This window comes from Pseudomonas sp. B21-051 (assembly GCF_024748795.1).
GTDB classification, from domain to species: Bacteria; Pseudomonadota; Gammaproteobacteria; order Pseudomonadales; family Pseudomonadaceae; genus Aquipseudomonas; species Aquipseudomonas putida_A.
Genome location: NZ_CP087166.1, coordinates 553,727 through 568,534 on the forward strand (window position 1 = coordinate 553,727; position 14,808 = coordinate 568,534).

Below are 14,808 nucleotides of genomic sequence, written 5' to 3' on the forward strand. Positions count from 1 at the left end.
GCCGTGAGCGAAGAACAGGCCATGAGCGAAGCCAATGCCCTCGTCACCGTGATCATCGCCTCGTACAACCACGGTCCGTACATTGAGGAAAGCATCCTCAGTGTCCTCAACCAGAGCTACAAGAACATCGAGCTATTGGTGGTCGATGACGGTTCGAAGGACGACAGCGTCGAGCGCATCAGCGCGTTGCAGGCACAGTACGGCTTCGATTTCCGTGTGCAGCAGAATCAGGGTCTGACCAATACCCTCAACGGCGCTATCGCCCGTTCGAAGGGCAGCCTGATTGTGCCGTTCGGCTCCGACGACATCATGTACCCCGAACGTATTGCCACTCAGGTGGCGTACATGGACGGCAAGCCTGAAGTCGGGATCTGTGCCGGCAATATCGAGCTGATGCACGCCGACGGCAGCCTTTATCCAGAGAAGCGTCAGCGCCGCGACGTGCCGTTTCGCCGACTCGATTTCGACGACATGTTTCTTGAACGCAAGCCGTATCCACCGGCACCGACGCTGATGATCCGGCGCGAGGCGCTGGAGAAGGTGGGAGGGTTCGATCCGACGATTCGTCTTGAAGACCTGTACATCGAACTGAAGGTGACCCGTGCTGGCTACTTCATCGACGGTTTGAATGTGGTGATGGCGCGTTACCGCAAACACGCCACCAACTCGTACAAGAATCATCGCTTCATGATCGAGAACATCCTGCGCACCTATGCGCTGTTCAGCGATCATCCGCTGTATGACGAAGTGCGCTTCAAGGCGCTGAACTCGATGTTCCTCAAGACCGCCAACCGCAATCGCAAGCTGGCAAGGGAGTTGCTGGCGCAGATCCCGTTCAAGGCCTGGAACAAGAAGACCTGGCGCGGACTGGGGCGTTTACTCTTTTCCCCGCTGGAAAAGGACTGAGGCAGCGGTCGCCCGCGCTCAGCGAGTGACCTTCTCCGGCAGGCGCTTTTCGCCCTTCTGACGCTGGCGCAACCAATGCACAACCTTCTTGCCGGCAGCCATGCCCGGCTGCTCGATATAGAGGAACGTCACGCTGCTGATCAGAATCAGCAAGCACGTGCAGACGGCCACCAGGGGCAGGTAGACCGCAGTTTCCCGCGCATCGATATTCAGCAGCAGCGGCAGCCGTTGCACCATCAGCCACAGGACGAACCCGTGCAGCAGATAGGTGCTGTAGCTGATTTCGCCGAGCCAGCGAATGCTGCGTGGTTTCAGCGCGCCGAACAGATCGTTGCCGGACGCGACGATCACGAAAAACAACCCCAGCAAAAACAGCGGTGCAGTCTTGAACGCCCGACTGAACGCGGTGAACGCAATCACCAGCGCGAGCACGGCGATGATGCTCGCCAGACGCGACTGGCTCCATGCCACGAGCGTCGGTCGGCGAATCCAGTAGGCGGCGGCGATGCCACCGAGGAAGCTCGCCAGAAAGTGTTTCTTCAGCGAATGCTCCCAGCCGATGACCTGGTACAGCGTGTAGATGCCGATCAGGCACAGCACCACCTGCAGCCAGCTGCCGCGGTAGATGAACACCAGTCCGGCGAGTGGCAGCGCCAGGTAGAAAAACACCTCATAGGCCAGCGTCCATGTGACGTTGGATATCAGCATGCCGGAGTGACGGTACTGGTTGATGTCCGGCCGGTCGAACGTCAGCCAGGCGAGAATCTGCTTGAACAGTTCCAGACCGGGTTCTTTCAGTTGCCAGTCCTGCAAGTGGAAGACCGAGACGAACACCAGCACCATCAACGGCAGGTACAGCGGATACAGGCGGAAAACCCGTGACACGCCGAACGCCAGCCAGTCGTGGTTGCGGCCTTGTGCGAGCAAGCGGCTCCAGAACAGAAACCCGGTGATCATGAAGAAGAGCGCCACGCTGCCCTGCCCGAGCATCGAATAGAAGTTGCTCGGGGGGAAATCGATGACCCCGGTGCGCAGGAAAATCCAGGTGATGATCGAGTGGTGCACGAATACGCCAAACGCCAGATAGCCGCGCAGGCCGTCGATGCTGGCGTAACGGCTTTCACCGGAGTGCTGCAGATGCCGGGCTATTTTCGGCACCGCGCGCAACAGCAGGGCCGAAGTCACGATGGCCAGCAGATAGGCGGCCAGTGCAAATAGAGGATTGGTTTCGTTCATCATTGAACCCGAGCCGGGGCGTTGCCGGCCAGCACTTGCCTGTGCAGATTTTCAACCGCGGATTTGGACGCCGTCACGGCGTATCCCTGAAGCAACGCATCGAGGTGATCCTCGAACAGCCAGCGTTTGTCGACAGTGTAACGTTGCATATGACGCAAATTGCGTTGGCGCAGGGAAAGACTGAGCGGAGTAGGGTAGATACGCAGGTCGGCCAGATCGATCAAGCCGAACTCGCCATCTTCCAGCACCAGTACGTTACCCAGATGCAGAGAGCGGAAATACACGCCTTTCTCGTGCAGTTGCGCCATGAATTTGCCGAAACGTTCCACTAGAGCCTGGCGCACTGCCGGGGCAGTAATGCTCTGCAGTACCTGACGCAGCGTGTGCCCCGGTAGCGGTGCGTAATGCACGGCACTGCTGCCATCGTCGAGACGGTAAAGATTCAATATTTGCGGGGTCGGGATGCCCATCTGGCGGAGCTGTTCGCTGTTGACCGCGAAACGTTCGGAGTAGGGATTGAAACTGCCGGAGGTGTACCAGCGGCGACGGCGGAACAGCTTGAGGAAGCTGCCGTCGGTCAGGCGCAAGACTTTCGGGCCGAGGCCATCCTCTTCAATGATCTGGGCCGTGCTGCTCATGTGCTCCAGGTCAGCGGTCGCAAGCTTTTGCACCGGCTGGGTCAACAGGCGGCGCGCGCGTTGATTGATGCTCAGTGCCGCGATCAGTGCCAGCGGGATCCACAACAGGAACCAGTGCTCCTTGGGCCGCGAAATGATTCCACCGCCTTCGGTCAGCCCGGCACCGATACCGAATACCAGCCAGGTCGAGGCAATGATCAGCAATGGCTGCACACGCTGGCGCCAACTGCTCAGCAGGCCCCACAGCAGGAAAAACAACCAGGGCAGCAAGCCGATGATGCCGACGTAATACAGGACCCCCAGGGCAAAACTGTGCGGCTCCTGAAAACTGACACCGTTACCGGGGTCCACGGCAAGGCTGGCGCTATAGCCATGACCGATCCATGGATGATCGGCAATCATGTGCAGTACCTTCTGCCAGATTTCCAGGCGATAGGAGTCGCCACGTTCGGTGATCATCTGCGAAAACTGCGTAATGACTGCTATGCCACTCAGGATCAGTGCGATCAGTAATCCCACCGAGCGCCTGTTCCAGCAGATGAAGCACAGCCAGAGCGCAGCCATGGTCAGCGCCACCAGCGGTGTCCGCGAACCGGTACCGATCACGGCCATGAACATGATTGCCATCGCCGGCACGCTGAGCCACATCATCTGGCGACGTTTGCAGGTCATGGTCACGCTCAGCCAGTAGGCACTGAAGAACCCGAACAGGTGCGAGCTGAGCAGCGGATTGTCGAAGGCGCCGCCACCGATCAGGCGCATCCCCGGCTCATAAACCCGCGCGAACAGGAACAGGAAAACGCTGGTAGCAATCAGAGCGACCAACGCGGCGCCGAACAGCAAGGGTTGCAGGATGTCGCTGCGGTAGCGCACCAGCAGGTAGCAGCCGGCAAACAGCAGCAAGGTATGCAGTGGCGGCTTGAACATTCCGCCGAGCGGCTCCCCGCCAGGCCCCCAGGCGAGGCTGAGCAACGCCCAGGCGGCGAACAGCAGAACCGCGATGAAAACCGGCTCGCGCAGCAGCTCCTTGAGCTCGCGCGGGCGCAGGCACAGTGCAATCAGTGTCGGAATGCTGAACAGTCCGTAGAACAACTTGTGATGCAGGCTTCGACCGGGCAAAAAGAATAACGCGCACAGGAGCAAAAAATAGCCGGTGGGTAGTATCCACAGGCTAATGAAATCGAAAATTCGATTGGACGTACTGCTGAAGCCGCGAAGTTGCATGCTGTGAGATTCATTCCTGAGGTTGATCGACCATTCGAGTGATGGCTATTTGATGCGGAAAAAGATGCCTAACAATAACAGCCTTTCGCCGATTGCCAGAACCCTGAAGAAGCTGTGCTAAAGTCAGCGTCCTTTTTATCGACTTTCGCGTGATATGACCGATTCCAGTCCCGCCGCAAGCCCATCGAGCTTGAAAATCTACTTCCGCCTGCTCGGCTATGTCCGGCCGTACATCAGTCTGTTCCTGATCAGCATCGTCGGCTTTCTGATTTTCGCCTCGACTCAGCCAATGCTCGGCTACATCCTCAAGTACTTTGTCGATGGCCTGTCCAACCCTGAAGCGGTGCTGTTTCCCTCCGTGCCGTACCTGCGAGACCTGCAGCTGCTGCAGGCCGTACCGCTGTTGATCATCCTGATCGCCGCGTGGCAGGGGCTGGGCTCCTATCTGGGCAACTATTTCCTGGCCAAGGTTTCCCTCGGGCTGGTGCATGACTTGCGCGTGCAGTTGTTCAACAACCTGTTGGTGCTGCCTAACCGCTATTTCGACAAGCATAACTCCGGTCATCTGATTTCGCGTATCACCTTCAACGTGACCATGGTCACGGGGGCGGCAACAGATGCGATCAAGGTCGTAATCCGTGAAGGCATGACGGTGATCTTCCTGTTTGCCTCGCTGCTGTTCATGAACTGGAAGCTGACCCTGGTGATGGTGGCGATCCTGCCGCTGATCGCCGTAATGGTGCGCACCGCCAGCAAGAAATTCCGCAAGCAGAGCAAGAAGATCCAGCTGGCGATGGGCGATGTCACGCATGTGGCCTCGGAAACCATCCAGGGTTATCGCGTGGTTCGCAGCTTCGGCGGCGAGGCTTACGAAGAGCAACGCTTCCTCAACGCCAGCCAGAGCAACACCGACAAGCAACTGCGCATGACGCGTACCGGCGCGATCTACACGCCGATGCTGCAACTGGTGATCTACACCGCCATGGCGGTGCTGATGTTCCTCGTGCTGTTCCTGCGCGGTGACGCCTCGGCCGGTGACATGGTCGCTTACATCACGCTGGCGGGCCTGCTGCCCAAGCCGATCCGTCAATTGTCCGAAGTCAGCTCGACCATCCAGAAAGGCGTGGCCGGTGCCGAGAGCATCTTCGAGCAACTGGATGTCGAACCGGAAGTCGATACCGGCACCATCGAGCGCGATGCCGTGAGCGGTCGTCTGGACGTGCGCAACCTCAGTTTCACCTACCCAGGCACCGAACGTCAGGTGCTGGACGACATCAGCTTCTCGGTCCAGCCGGGGCAGATGGTCGCCCTGGTAGGGCGTTCGGGCAGCGGCAAGTCGACGCTGGCCAACCTGATTCCGCGTTTCTATCACCATAACAAGGGCGAAATTCTCATCGACGACGTGGAAGTCGAGCAGTACAAGCTGCTCAACCTGCGTCGTCATATCGCCCAGGTAACCCAGCACGTCACTCTGTTCAGCGATACCGTGGCCAACAACATCGCTTACGGCGATCTGGCCGGTGCACCGCGCGAAGACATCGAGAAAGCGGCGCGTGATGCCTACGCGATGGACTTCATTTCGCAACTGCCGCAAGGCCTGGACACTCAGGTCGGCGAGAACGGCGTCTTGCTTTCCGGTGGCCAGCGCCAGCGTCTGGCGATTGCCCGTGCGTTGCTGAAGAACGCGCCGCTGCTGATTCTCGACGAGGCCACCTCGGCACTCGACACCGAGTCCGAGCGGCACATTCAGGCGGCACTGGATCAGGTGATGAAGGGGCGCACCACGCTGGTGATCGCTCACCGTCTGTCGACCATCGAGAAGGCCGACCTGATTCTGGTCATGGATCAGGGGCGCATCGTCGAGCGCGGCACCCACGACCAGTTGCTGGCGCAAAATGGTTACTACGCGCGCCTCAACGCCATGGGCCTGGATGCCCCGGCCGAAGATATCGCCTGATTCCAGGCCCTGCCCTGTGGGAGCGAGCCTGCTCGCTCCCACAGTCGTTTGTATCCAGACCTTTACCCTTCTTGACCAAACCGGAATAAATCCGGGCACCGCGCTTGTTAAGGTTCCTCAACGAACTCTGACTTTCATCGAGGGGGCCATCCCCGTCGCGCGGGTGCTTTCATGCTGCAACGCTATCTCTGGAAACTGCTGCCCAAGCCACAGCGGGCCTTTCTGCTCGGGCGCCTGTCGGTGGTCGATCGGCAGGTGGTGAACAAGTCGATGTCGGCCAACCTGACATTTCCCCAGCCCTTCCAGCAGCGCTCATGCCTGTTCATCCATGTCCCGAAATGCGCCGGCAGCAGCGTTTGCACGGCGCTGTTCAACGGCTGGCGTCCCGGGCACTTGCCGTTGTACTGGTACGAAGAGCAGTTTCCTGAGCAGTTCGCCAACGCCTTCAAGTTCGCCTTTGTCCGCGATCCGCTGGAACGCGCCTATTCGGCCTACGCCTTTTTGCGTGGCAACGAGTTGAGCGCGCGTGACCATCCGGCGCAACGGCTGGTGCGGCAGTACCGGGATTTCGACGATTTTGTCGCGCGCTGGCTGCATCCGGAAACGATTGGCCGGCAATTGCACTTTGCCGCGCAGACCGACTTTCTTACCGATTCGCTGGGGCATCTGGCGCTGGACTTCATCGGTTATCAGGAGCATCTGGCGCGGGATTTTCGTCTGGTTTGCGAACAGTTGGGGCTGACTGGCGAGTTGCCTCACGTCAACGGCTCGCGGGAACGGCAATCAATGTCGGCGCGCGAGTTCTGTTCGGTGCGCACCCGGCGTCTGGTGCGTCGGGTTTATCAGCGTGATTACGAGTTGCTCGGTTATGAATGAGTTCCTGTCAATGCCGATGCAAACCCTGGCCATTCGGCCTTACGGTCTGGCGCTGCCACATCAGGCCCGTGCAGCGCTCAAGGCGCAACGCCCGCGCTGCCTGTGGTTGACCGGGTTTTCCGGCGCCGGCAAGTCAACCTTGGCCAATGCCCTCGAACTGCACCTGCATGCGTCGGGTCTGCACACCTTTTTGCTCGATGGCGACAATGTGCGCAATGGCCTGTGCCGCGACTTGGGCATGAGCGACCTCTGCCGCCGGGAAAACATCCGGCGTATGGCCGAGGTGGCGCGGTTGATGGTCGACGCCGGGCTGATTGTGATCGTTGCGGCCATTTCGCCGTTCCGCGCCGAGCGCGACGCTGCGCGCAGGCTGTTTGCGCAGGATGAGTTCATTGAAGTGCACGTCAGCACTGCGCTGGAAGTCTGCGCCCGTCGCGATCCGAAAGGTTTGTATCAGGCCGTACGGGAAGGTCGGATCAAGCACTTTACGGGCGTGGACAGTCCTTACGAAGCGCCATTGGCAGCCGAGTGGCAAATCGATACCGAGGCGCTGGAATTGTCCGAAGCCTGTGGACAACTGGCGGCACTGGTGCTCAAAAAATGAGCAAAATAACTGACTGTTTCATCCTGTTGCAGGCTGCACTCAAGCCTGCGCCAACCCTGTGTTAATATCGCGCCCCTGTTCATTTTGTATGTGGGTTGCTCCATGAAGTTGTCCATGCCGCGATTCGATCAAGCCCCAGTCTTGGTGGTCGGCGATGTCATGCTCGACCGTTACTGGCATGGTGGAACCTCACGGATTTCCCCTGAGGCACCGGTACCGGTCGTAAAAGTCGAGCAAATCGAAGACCGCCCGGGCGGTGCTGCCAACGTTGCCTTGAACATTGCCGCGCTGGGTGCGCCGGCGTCGCTGGTCGGTGTGACCGGCGACGACGAAGCTGCCGACAGCCTGAGCAACAGTCTCAAGGGGGCGGGCGTGCATGCCCTGTTCCAGCGCATTGCGCATCAGCCGACCATCGTCAAACTGCGGGTCATGAGCCGGCACCAGCAATTGCTGCGTATCGACTTCGAAGAACCGTTTGCCACCGATGCGCTGGCCCTGGCCTCGCAGGTCGATGATCTGCTCGAAGGCATCAAGGTGCTGGTGCTGTCGGACTACGGCAAAGGCGCGCTGAAAAACCATCAGGCCTTGATTCAGGCGGCCCGGGCCAAAGGCATTCCGGTGCTGGCCGATCCCAAGGGCAAGGATTTTTCGATCTACCGTGGCGCCAGTCTGATCACGCCGAACCTCAGCGAATTCGAAGCCATCGTTGGCGGGTGCGCCGATGAGCACGAGCTGGTGAGCAAGGGCGCAGCCCTGATGCACGATCTCGAACTCGGCGCGCTGCTGGTCACTCGCGGTGAACACGGCATGACCCTGCTGCGCCCGGAGCATCCGGCGCTGCACTTGCCGGCCCGTGCCCGTGAAGTGTTCGACGTGACCGGTGCTGGCGACACGGTGATTTCCACGCTGGCGGCGGCGATCGCTGCCGGTGAAGAGTTACCGCATGCGGTGGCACTGGCCAATCTGGCGGCAGGCATTGTGGTCGGCAAGCTCGGTACTGCGGCGATCAGCGCCCCGGAACTGCGTCGTGCGATCCAGCGTGAAGAGGGGTCGGAGCGCGGTGTGCTGGGTCTGGAGCAACTGGTGCTGGCAGTGGCCGATGCTCGTGCGCATAACGAGCGCATCGTCTTCACCAACGGCTGCTTCGACATTCTGCATGCCGGGCACGTGACCTACCTTGAGCAGGCACGCGCCCAGGGCGACCGTCTGATCGTGGCGATCAACGATGACGCCTCCGTCAGCCGCCTGAAAGGGCCGGGACGTCCGATCAACAGTGTCGACCGACGCATGGCGGTACTCGCCGGCCTCGGTGCGGTGGACTGGGTGATCAGCTTCCCCGAAGGCACCCCGGAAAACCTGCTGCGCGAGGTCAAGCCGGATGTGTTGGTCAAGGGCGGTGATTACGGTATCGACCAGGTTGTTGGTGCCGACATCGTCAAGGCTTATGGCGGGACGGTGAAAGTGCTGGGTCTGGTGGAAAACAGCTCGACCACTGCGATCGTGGAAAAAATCCGCGGTCAATAAAGCCAAAAGATCGCCGCCTGCGGCAGCTCCTACAGGGAAATGCATTCCATTGTAGGAGCTGCCGCAGGCGGCGATCTTTTGCGTTTCAGGAGCTGACTTTTTTGCGCGGCACGATCTTCTTCAGCAGTTGTTTCGCCTTGCCGCGCAACCGTGCCAATCCAGTAGGTTTTTCCGGCGGCGTCAGGCCCTGTTGTCGCAGCCAGTCCTTCCAGCGAATCCGCTCCTCGCGAACCAGCCAGCCATCCTGTCTGGCAAAACTTTCGGCCAGATACAGACCGCGCGTGCCCGCCGGATAAAGCTGACCTTTCTTCAAGGTATACAGCTCGGCCAGCGGTTCGCCGTCCTGCAACGGCATCAGGTACAAATCCGGGCGCTTGCGGTCCAGTCGCGCCACCAGTTGATCACCTTCCAGGCGTTCATCGACGTGAAACAGACTCAGGGATTTGGCTTCCCTGGGCACGTCCAGGCGCAAGTCATAGATCAGTTGCAGCGATGCCGTCGGCAGATGCACGTAGGCCCGCGGACGTTCGAGCAATTGCAGATTGGCGCAGCGTACCGGCCGCGCCGAACCGGACTGCGGCGTCAGGCGAAACGGCAGGGCCTCGCGATAATGCAGGGCGGAGGCGTAGGGTGCGGGTAGCCAGGTGTCGTTGAAGCGTCCGCCGAGCCAGCCTTCCGGGGTTTCCAGCAGGCACTCTTCGGCAATTTCCTGAATCGCCGTGTGCAGCGGGATGTTCAGTTCTTGAGCAGGTACGTAACCGGAAATCAGCTTGAGCACGACGTCCCCGCGATCCTGCCGACGCTGGCGCACTAGCACCCAGTAATCGCGATTCTGCCAATGCAGCGTCAGGCGCACCGAGACCCCGAGGTTGGCCAGCTCCACCGCAAAGCGCTCGGCATCCGCCACGCTCACCGGTTTGCGCCGCTGCAGGGTCTGGGCGAAATTCAGCGGCATGCCGACGCTCTGATACGTCAGGCCTTCGGGCGTGGCCTCGACGAACAGCGGCAGCGTCTTGAAGTTGCTCGGGTTCTTTCTGATGAGCGTGCGCGGCATGTCGGCTCCTGCTTAAGGCCGCGAGGCGGCGTCAGTGACCACGGAGGACCTGGGCAACGGTCGCAACGTTATGGGCGAGGTGCAGCGGATTGATCGTCCCGACAATAGCACTGGCCACGCCGGGCTGCTGGAACAACAACTCAAAGCTGGCGCGCACCGGGTCCACGCCCGGACTCAGGCATACATGGCCGCTGGCCAGGGCTTTTTTCACCAGAATGGCTTTGCCGTGGGCAGCAGCATAGTCAATGACTGCCTTCTCGTTCTGTTCGTTCAGATTGTAGGTGACCATCGCGCAGTCCCCTTGCTCCAGCGCCTTGAGTCCGCCCTCGACCGTTTTGCCGGAGAAGCCGAAACCGCGAATCTTGCCCTCGGCCTTGAGTGCGGCGAGGGTGGCGTAGACCTCTTCGTGTTCGAGGATGGCCAGATCGTTGCCGTCGGAGTGCACCAGCACCAGGTCGATAAAATCGGTTTCAAGGCGTTGCAGGCTACGCTCGACCGACATCCGCGTATGCGCCGCACTGAAGTCATGGCGCGACAGACCGTCGGCAAACTCTTCACCGACCTTGCTGACGATTACCCAGTCCTGCCGCTGGCCGCGCAACAACGGGCCGAGGCGTTCTTCGCTGCGACCGTAGGCCGGGGCGGTGTCGATCAGGTTGATGCCCAACCCTTTGGCCTGCTTGAGCAGCATGCGTGCCGCGTCATCGTCGGGGATCTGGAAACCGTTGGGGTATTTCACGCCTTGGTCGCGGCCAAGTTTGACCGTGCCCAGGCCCAGCGGTGAAACCATCAGGCCGGTGCTGCCCAAGGGGCGATGCAGTTCGTGCAGGGTCGCTACGCTCATGGCAACAGTTGCTCCCAGGCTGGAACGCCCATCGGTGGTTTTGGCAGTGCCGGTAATGGCTCGGCCGGTTGCGGCTGGATGCCGTCGCGCTCCAGCGCAGCGATGACCCGGTCGGCGAAGTCCGGCGCCAGTGCGAGTTTGGTCGGCCAGCCCACCAGCAGGTGACCCTGCTCGGCGAGGAAGGCGTTGTCCGGCCGGCTCAGGCCGGTTTGCAGCGGCTCGGCACGATCCACACGCAAGGTCGCCCATTGCACCTGGCTCAGATCGATCCATGGCAGCAACTGGCCGAGCTCTTTCTGCGCGGTGGCGATCTGCTCGGCAGGTTCGCGGGCCACGCCATCGCTTTCGGCAATGTCGCCGCCCAGGTACCAGACCCAGTTGCCGTCAGCGGCCGGGTGGGTGGTGACGGTGATGCGCGGCTTGGTGCCGCCGCCCAGGCAGTGAGCGTACAGCGGCTTCAGGCTTGGGCCTTTGGCGATGATCATGTGCAGCGGTCGGCGTTGCATCTGCGGATGGGTCAGGCCCAGGTCTTCCAGCAATCGGGCAGTGCCGGCGCCGGCACTGAGGACGATGCGCTGGGCACGAATCTCGCGACCGTCGACTTTCAGGCCGACCAGCACGCCCGCTTCCAGCAGCGGCTCGATGGTTTGCCCGGCGAGCAGACCGTCACCGGCCAGATCGGCCAGGCGCTGGATCAGGCTCGGCACGTCGACCACCAGTTCGGCGAGACGATAGACCTTGCCCTTGAAGCGCTTGTCTTGCAGGGCCGGCGGCAGTTGATCGCCCTTGACCTGATCGACCCGGCCACGCACGGCCTTGCTGGCGAAGAAACTGGTGAGGTTGCCGGCGAGGGTGCCGGGCGACCACAGGTAATGCGCTTCGGACAACAGGCGCACGCCGGACAGGTCCAGCTCGCCGTTGCCGGCCAGCGCTTCACGCCAGCGGCGCGGCATGTCGGCGATGGCTTCCGAGGCGCCGGTCAGCGCACCGTGCAACGCATATTTGGCGCCGCCGTGAATGATGCCCTGGGACTTCACGCTCTGCCCGCCGCCGAGACTGGCGCTTTCCACCAGCACGGTCGAAAAACCCTGACGGCGCAGACGCGCGTTCAGCCAGAGGCCGGCGACACCAGCGCCGACAATCAGAACGTCGGTGGAAATAACGGATGGCATGCAACGACCTCAGTGTTCAAGACGAGGGCGCAGTATACAGACTCGGGGATCGGAGCTCAGGGGCGAAAAAAGATCGCAGCCTGCGGCAGCTCATACAGGGATTTGCATTCCAATGCAGGAGCTGCCGCAGGCTGCGATCTTTTTCTTTAATGCCCTGCTGTCTTGGAGAACAGCTGGATGACCACCACGCCGAGCACGATCAGCGCCATCCCGAGCATCGCCGGCACGTCCAGCTTTTGCCCATAAATGAACAGCGCGGCGACGCTGACCATGACGATGCCCATGCCCGCCCACACGGCGTAGGCGACTCCCACCGGCACAGTGCGCACCACCAGCGTCAGCATCCAGAAAGCAATCCCGTAACCGACGATCACCAGAATCAGCGGCAGCGGGGTGCTCAAGCCTTTGACCGCTTTCATGGAAACGGTGGCGATCACTTCGGCGCAGATGGCGATAGCCAGGAAGGCGTAGGCGTTCATATATAGATCCTCATGTAAAACGTTGCTTGCTGAGGCGGCATTCTAGTCGCTCGCCAGATGGGGTAAAGTCATTACCTATCTGTTTTGAAGATGGGTTACACATGAATACCCTGTGGAATCTGGAACAACTGCGCGCCTTCGTCAGCGTCGCCGAACAACGCTCGTTTTCTGCCGTGGCGCGTCAGCAACGCAAGGCACAGTCGGCGATCAGCAGCGCCATCGCCATGTTGGAAGACGATCTGGGCGTCAGCCTGTTCGAGCGTAGCAGTGGTCGTCAGCCCCGGCTCACTGAAGCGGGGGAAGCCCTGCTCGAAGAAGCCCGGGAAGTACTGCGCCAATGCGAGCGCCTCAATGGACGGGCGATGGCGATGATGCGCGGTCAGGAAGCGCAGTTGCGCGTGGCACAGGATGAAGCCATGCCATATCAGGCATTGGTAGAAAGCTTCGACGCGCTGGCCGAGCAATTTCCCAGCCTCGAAGTGCAACTGACCAGCGCCGCCCAGGGTGAAGTCGCACGCAAACTGGTCGAGCGTCGCGCCGATCTGGGCTTGCTGTTCTATCACGACGAGATCCCCGAAGCGCTGGAGCGTCGGGTATTGGGCCGGGTGGAAATGGTCACCGTCTGCGGGATCAACCATCCGCTGGCAACGCAGTCCTACGTCACTTGCCAGCAACTGGCGCAACATCGGCAACTGCTGATGTCGACGCAGACCAGCGTCTACCCCGGCAACGAACCGGCCAGCCCGCAAGTCTGGCGCGCTGACAGTTTCTATGTGATGGCCGAATGGCTGGTGCGGGATCTCGGCTGGGCCTGGCTGCCCCGGCATGTGGTGCAGTATTCGGCCTATCACGGCCTGATGGTCGAACTGGACAGCGAATGGACCCCGCCGGCGTTGGTGGTGGAGCTGGTCTGGCGCCGGGATGAACCCCTGGGACCTGCGGCGCGCTGGCTGGCCGAACGTTTTGCCGTGCACTTGCGGGCGATTGGCGACAAAAGTCGATAAACTCCGCCGCCATGAATAGAACTCTCTACACCGCGCTGTTTTACCTGGGGCTGCCATTGGTGGCGATTCGGCTGTGGCTGCGCTCGCGCAAGGCCCCGGCATATGCCAAACGGATTGGCGAGCGTTTTTCCTACGGAATGCCATCACTGCAGCCCGGCGGGATCTGGGTGCACGCAGTGTCGGTGGGCGAAAGCATTGCTGCGGCGCCGATGATTCGCGCCTTGCTGCAGCGTTATCCACAGCTGCCGATCACCGTGACCTGCATGACGCCGACCGGATCGGAACGGATTCAGGCGTTGTTCTCCGGCGAACCGCGCATCCAGCATTGTTATCTGCCCTACGACTTGCCGTGCGCAGCGGCGCGTTTTCTTGATCACGCCAAACCGAAACTGGCGGTGATCATGGAAACCGAACTGTGGCCCAACCACATCCATCAGTGCGCCAAGCGCGGGATTCCGGTGGCGCTGGCCAACGGCCGGTTGTCCGAACGATCGGCCCGGGGTTATGGCCGTTTCGGCAAGCTGACCGCGCCGATGCTTGCGGAAATGAGTTTTTTCGCGGTGCAGACCGAAGCCGAAGCCCAGCGCTTCCGCGATCTCGGCGCGCGTCCGCAGACGGTCGAGGTTACTGGCTCGATCAAGTTCGACCTGACCATCGACCCGCAACTGCTGCAGCGCGCCAATCAACTGCGTGGCCAATGGCAGGCGCTGGAGCGCCCGGTGTGGATCGCTGCCAGTACCCACGAAGGCGAAGACGAAGTGGTGCTCGACGCCCATCGCCGGCTGCTGGCGAACTACCCGAATGCGTTGCTGATTCTGGTGCCGCGCCATCCCGAGCGCTTCAACTCGGTGTTCGAGTTGTGCCAGCGTGAAGGCTTTGCCACAGTGCGCCGTTCCAGCGGTGCCAACGTCGAAGCGGACACTTCAGTGCTGCTCGGCGACACCATGGGCGAGTTGTTGTTTCTCTATGCCCTGGCCGACAGCGCCTTTGTCGGTGGCAGCCTGGTGCCCAACGGCGGGCATAACCTGCTGGAGCCGGCAGCACTGGCCAAACCGGTGCTCAGTGGCCCGCATCTTTTCAACTTCCTCGACATCGCTGCACAGTTGCGCGAAGCCGGTGCGCTGGCCGAAGTGGATGATGCCGAAGGGCTGGCGGTGGAAGTGCAGCGGCTGTTCGAATTGCCGCGCGATGCCCAGCGCATGGCCGAGGCGGGGCTGGCGGTGATGCGGCGTAATCAGGGGGCGCTGCAGCGGTTGCTGGATGGCTTGGGCCGGTTGATCAAGTAAGTCA

At 61.0% G+C, this 14,808-nt stretch carries 13 protein-coding genes; 7 read left to right on the plus strand and 6 right to left on the minus strand.

Going from position 1 to position 14,808, the window contains the following annotated elements; all coding sequences use genetic code 11:
• The first annotated feature begins 21 nt into the window (after nucleotides 1-21).
• The gene (locus LOY52_RS02405; RefSeq protein WP_027611376.1) at nucleotides 22-906 is read left to right on the plus strand and encodes a glycosyltransferase; all 885 of its coding nucleotides are present in this window, start codon (nucleotides 22-24) and stop codon (nucleotides 904-906) included.
• Between the two features lie 18 nt (nucleotides 907-924).
• Here the strand turns inward: LOY52_RS02405 and LOY52_RS02410 are convergent, their stop codons facing one another.
• Nucleotides 925-2,142, minus strand: coding sequence for an acyltransferase (locus LOY52_RS02410; protein WP_258678066.1), 1,218 nt, complete (start codon nucleotides 2,140-2,142; stop codon nucleotides 925-927).
• The gene (locus tag LOY52_RS02415; RefSeq protein WP_258678067.1) at nucleotides 2,142-4,004 is read right to left on the minus strand and encodes a bifunctional O-antigen ligase/aminoglycoside phosphotransferase family protein; all 1,863 of its coding nucleotides are present in this window, start codon (nucleotides 4,002-4,004) and stop codon (nucleotides 2,142-2,144) included. Before LOY52_RS02415 ends, LOY52_RS02410 begins: the two co-directional genes overlap by 1 nt.
• Nucleotides 4,005-4,158: 154 nt before the next feature.
• Here LOY52_RS02415 and msbA point away from each other — a divergent pair, with 154 nt between their 5' ends.
• The 4 genes from msbA (at nucleotide 4,159) to hldE (ending at nucleotide 8,965) form a co-directional block, all read left to right on the plus strand.
• Nucleotides 4,159-5,961 (plus strand): lipid A export permease/ATP-binding protein MsbA, encoded by a 1,803-nt coding sequence (msbA, locus tag LOY52_RS02420; protein ID WP_202369961.1) that lies wholly within the window; start codon nucleotides 4,159-4,161, stop codon nucleotides 5,959-5,961.
• 171 nt (nucleotides 5,962-6,132) lie between these two features.
• Complete coding sequence (locus tag LOY52_RS02425; RefSeq protein WP_258678068.1) at nucleotides 6,133-6,837, plus strand: sulfotransferase family protein; 705 nt, start codon at nucleotides 6,133-6,135, stop codon at nucleotides 6,835-6,837.
• Nucleotides 6,830-7,441 (plus strand): adenylyl-sulfate kinase, encoded by a 612-nt coding sequence (gene cysC, locus LOY52_RS02430; protein ID WP_258678069.1) that lies wholly within the window; start codon nucleotides 6,830-6,832, stop codon nucleotides 7,439-7,441. The genes LOY52_RS02425 and cysC overlap by 8 nt, the downstream gene beginning before the upstream one ends.
• A gap of 102 nt (nucleotides 7,442-7,543) precedes the next feature.
• Nucleotides 7,544-8,965, plus strand: coding sequence for a bifunctional D-glycero-beta-D-manno-heptose-7-phosphate kinase/D-glycero-beta-D-manno-heptose 1-phosphate adenylyltransferase HldE (hldE, locus tag LOY52_RS02435; protein WP_258678070.1), 1,422 nt, complete (start codon nucleotides 7,544-7,546; stop codon nucleotides 8,963-8,965).
• Between the two features lie 85 nt (nucleotides 8,966-9,050).
• Here hldE and LOY52_RS02440 read toward each other — a convergent pair whose 3' ends face one another.
• The 4 genes from LOY52_RS02440 to LOY52_RS02455 all read right to left on the minus strand — a co-directional run bounded on the left by LOY52_RS02440 (nucleotide 9,051) and on the right by LOY52_RS02455 (nucleotide 12,514).
• On the minus strand, nucleotides 9,051-10,019 hold the full coding sequence (locus LOY52_RS02440) for a metal ABC transporter ATPase (RefSeq protein ID WP_258678071.1): 969 nt from the start codon (nucleotides 10,017-10,019) through the stop codon (nucleotides 9,051-9,053).
• A gap of 31 nt (nucleotides 10,020-10,050) precedes the next feature.
• The gene (locus LOY52_RS02445; RefSeq protein ID WP_096794742.1) at nucleotides 10,051-10,863 is read right to left on the minus strand and encodes an aldo/keto reductase; all 813 of its coding nucleotides are present in this window, start codon (nucleotides 10,861-10,863) and stop codon (nucleotides 10,051-10,053) included.
• Nucleotides 10,860-12,035, minus strand: coding sequence for an FAD-binding oxidoreductase (locus LOY52_RS02450; protein ID WP_258678072.1), 1,176 nt, complete (start codon nucleotides 12,033-12,035; stop codon nucleotides 10,860-10,862). The genes LOY52_RS02445 and LOY52_RS02450 overlap by 4 nt, the downstream gene beginning before the upstream one ends.
• A gap of 146 nt (nucleotides 12,036-12,181) precedes the next feature.
• Entirely contained in the window at nucleotides 12,182-12,514 is a 333-nt protein-coding gene (locus LOY52_RS02455) for a multidrug efflux SMR transporter (RefSeq protein ID WP_003221050.1), read from the minus strand.
• A gap of 101 nt (nucleotides 12,515-12,615) precedes the next feature.
• Between LOY52_RS02455 and LOY52_RS02460 the strand changes: the two genes are divergently transcribed.
• Together LOY52_RS02460 and waaA are read left to right on the plus strand one after the other, a co-directional pair.
• Nucleotides 12,616-13,518: a LysR family transcriptional regulator gene (locus tag LOY52_RS02460; protein WP_258678073.1), complete on the plus strand. Its 903-nt coding sequence runs from the start codon at nucleotides 12,616-12,618 to the stop codon at nucleotides 13,516-13,518.
• 11 nt (nucleotides 13,519-13,529) lie between these two features.
• Nucleotides 13,530-14,804 (plus strand): lipid IV(A) 3-deoxy-D-manno-octulosonic acid transferase, encoded by a 1,275-nt coding sequence (gene waaA / locus LOY52_RS02465; RefSeq protein ID WP_258678074.1) that lies wholly within the window; start codon nucleotides 13,530-13,532, stop codon nucleotides 14,802-14,804.
• Nucleotides 14,805-14,808 lie beyond the last annotated feature (4 nt).

Excerpts from the sequence above, each read along its gene's own strand:
- LOY52_RS02415 (WP_258678067.1), bottom strand. The coding sequence starts at position 4,004 with ATGCAACTTCGCGGCTTCAGCAGTACGTCCAATCGAATTTTCGATTTC.
- LOY52_RS02410 (WP_258678066.1), bottom strand. The coding sequence starts at position 2,142 with ATGAACGAAACCAATCCTCTATTTGCACTGGCCGCCTATCTGCTGGCC.
- cysC (WP_258678069.1), top strand. The coding sequence starts at position 6,830 with ATGAATGAGTTCCTGTCAATGCCGATGCAAACCCTGGCCATTCGGCCT.
- LOY52_RS02445 (WP_096794742.1), bottom strand. The coding sequence starts at position 10,863 with ATGAGCGTAGCGACCCTGCACGAACTGCATCGCCCCTTGGGCAGCACC.
- LOY52_RS02405 (WP_027611376.1), top strand. The coding sequence starts at position 22 with ATGAGCGAAGCCAATGCCCTCGTCACCGTGATCATCGCCTCGTACAAC.
- LOY52_RS02440 (WP_258678071.1), bottom strand. The coding sequence starts at position 10,019 with ATGCCGCGCACGCTCATCAGAAAGAACCCGAGCAACTTCAAGACGCTG.
- LOY52_RS02455 (WP_003221050.1), bottom strand. The coding sequence starts at position 12,514 with ATGAACGCCTACGCCTTCCTGGCTATCGCCATCTGCGCCGAAGTGATC.
- LOY52_RS02460 (WP_258678073.1), top strand. The coding sequence starts at position 12,616 with ATGAATACCCTGTGGAATCTGGAACAACTGCGCGCCTTCGTCAGCGTC.
- waaA (WP_258678074.1), top strand. The coding sequence starts at position 13,530 with ATGAATAGAACTCTCTACACCGCGCTGTTTTACCTGGGGCTGCCATTG.
- LOY52_RS02450 (WP_258678072.1), bottom strand. The coding sequence starts at position 12,035 with ATGCCATCCGTTATTTCCACCGACGTTCTGATTGTCGGCGCTGGTGTC.
- LOY52_RS02425 (WP_258678068.1), top strand. The coding sequence starts at position 6,133 with ATGCTGCAACGCTATCTCTGGAAACTGCTGCCCAAGCCACAGCGGGCC.
- msbA (WP_202369961.1), top strand. The coding sequence starts at position 4,159 with ATGACCGATTCCAGTCCCGCCGCAAGCCCATCGAGCTTGAAAATCTAC.
- hldE (WP_258678070.1), top strand. The coding sequence starts at position 7,544 with ATGAAGTTGTCCATGCCGCGATTCGATCAAGCCCCAGTCTTGGTGGTC.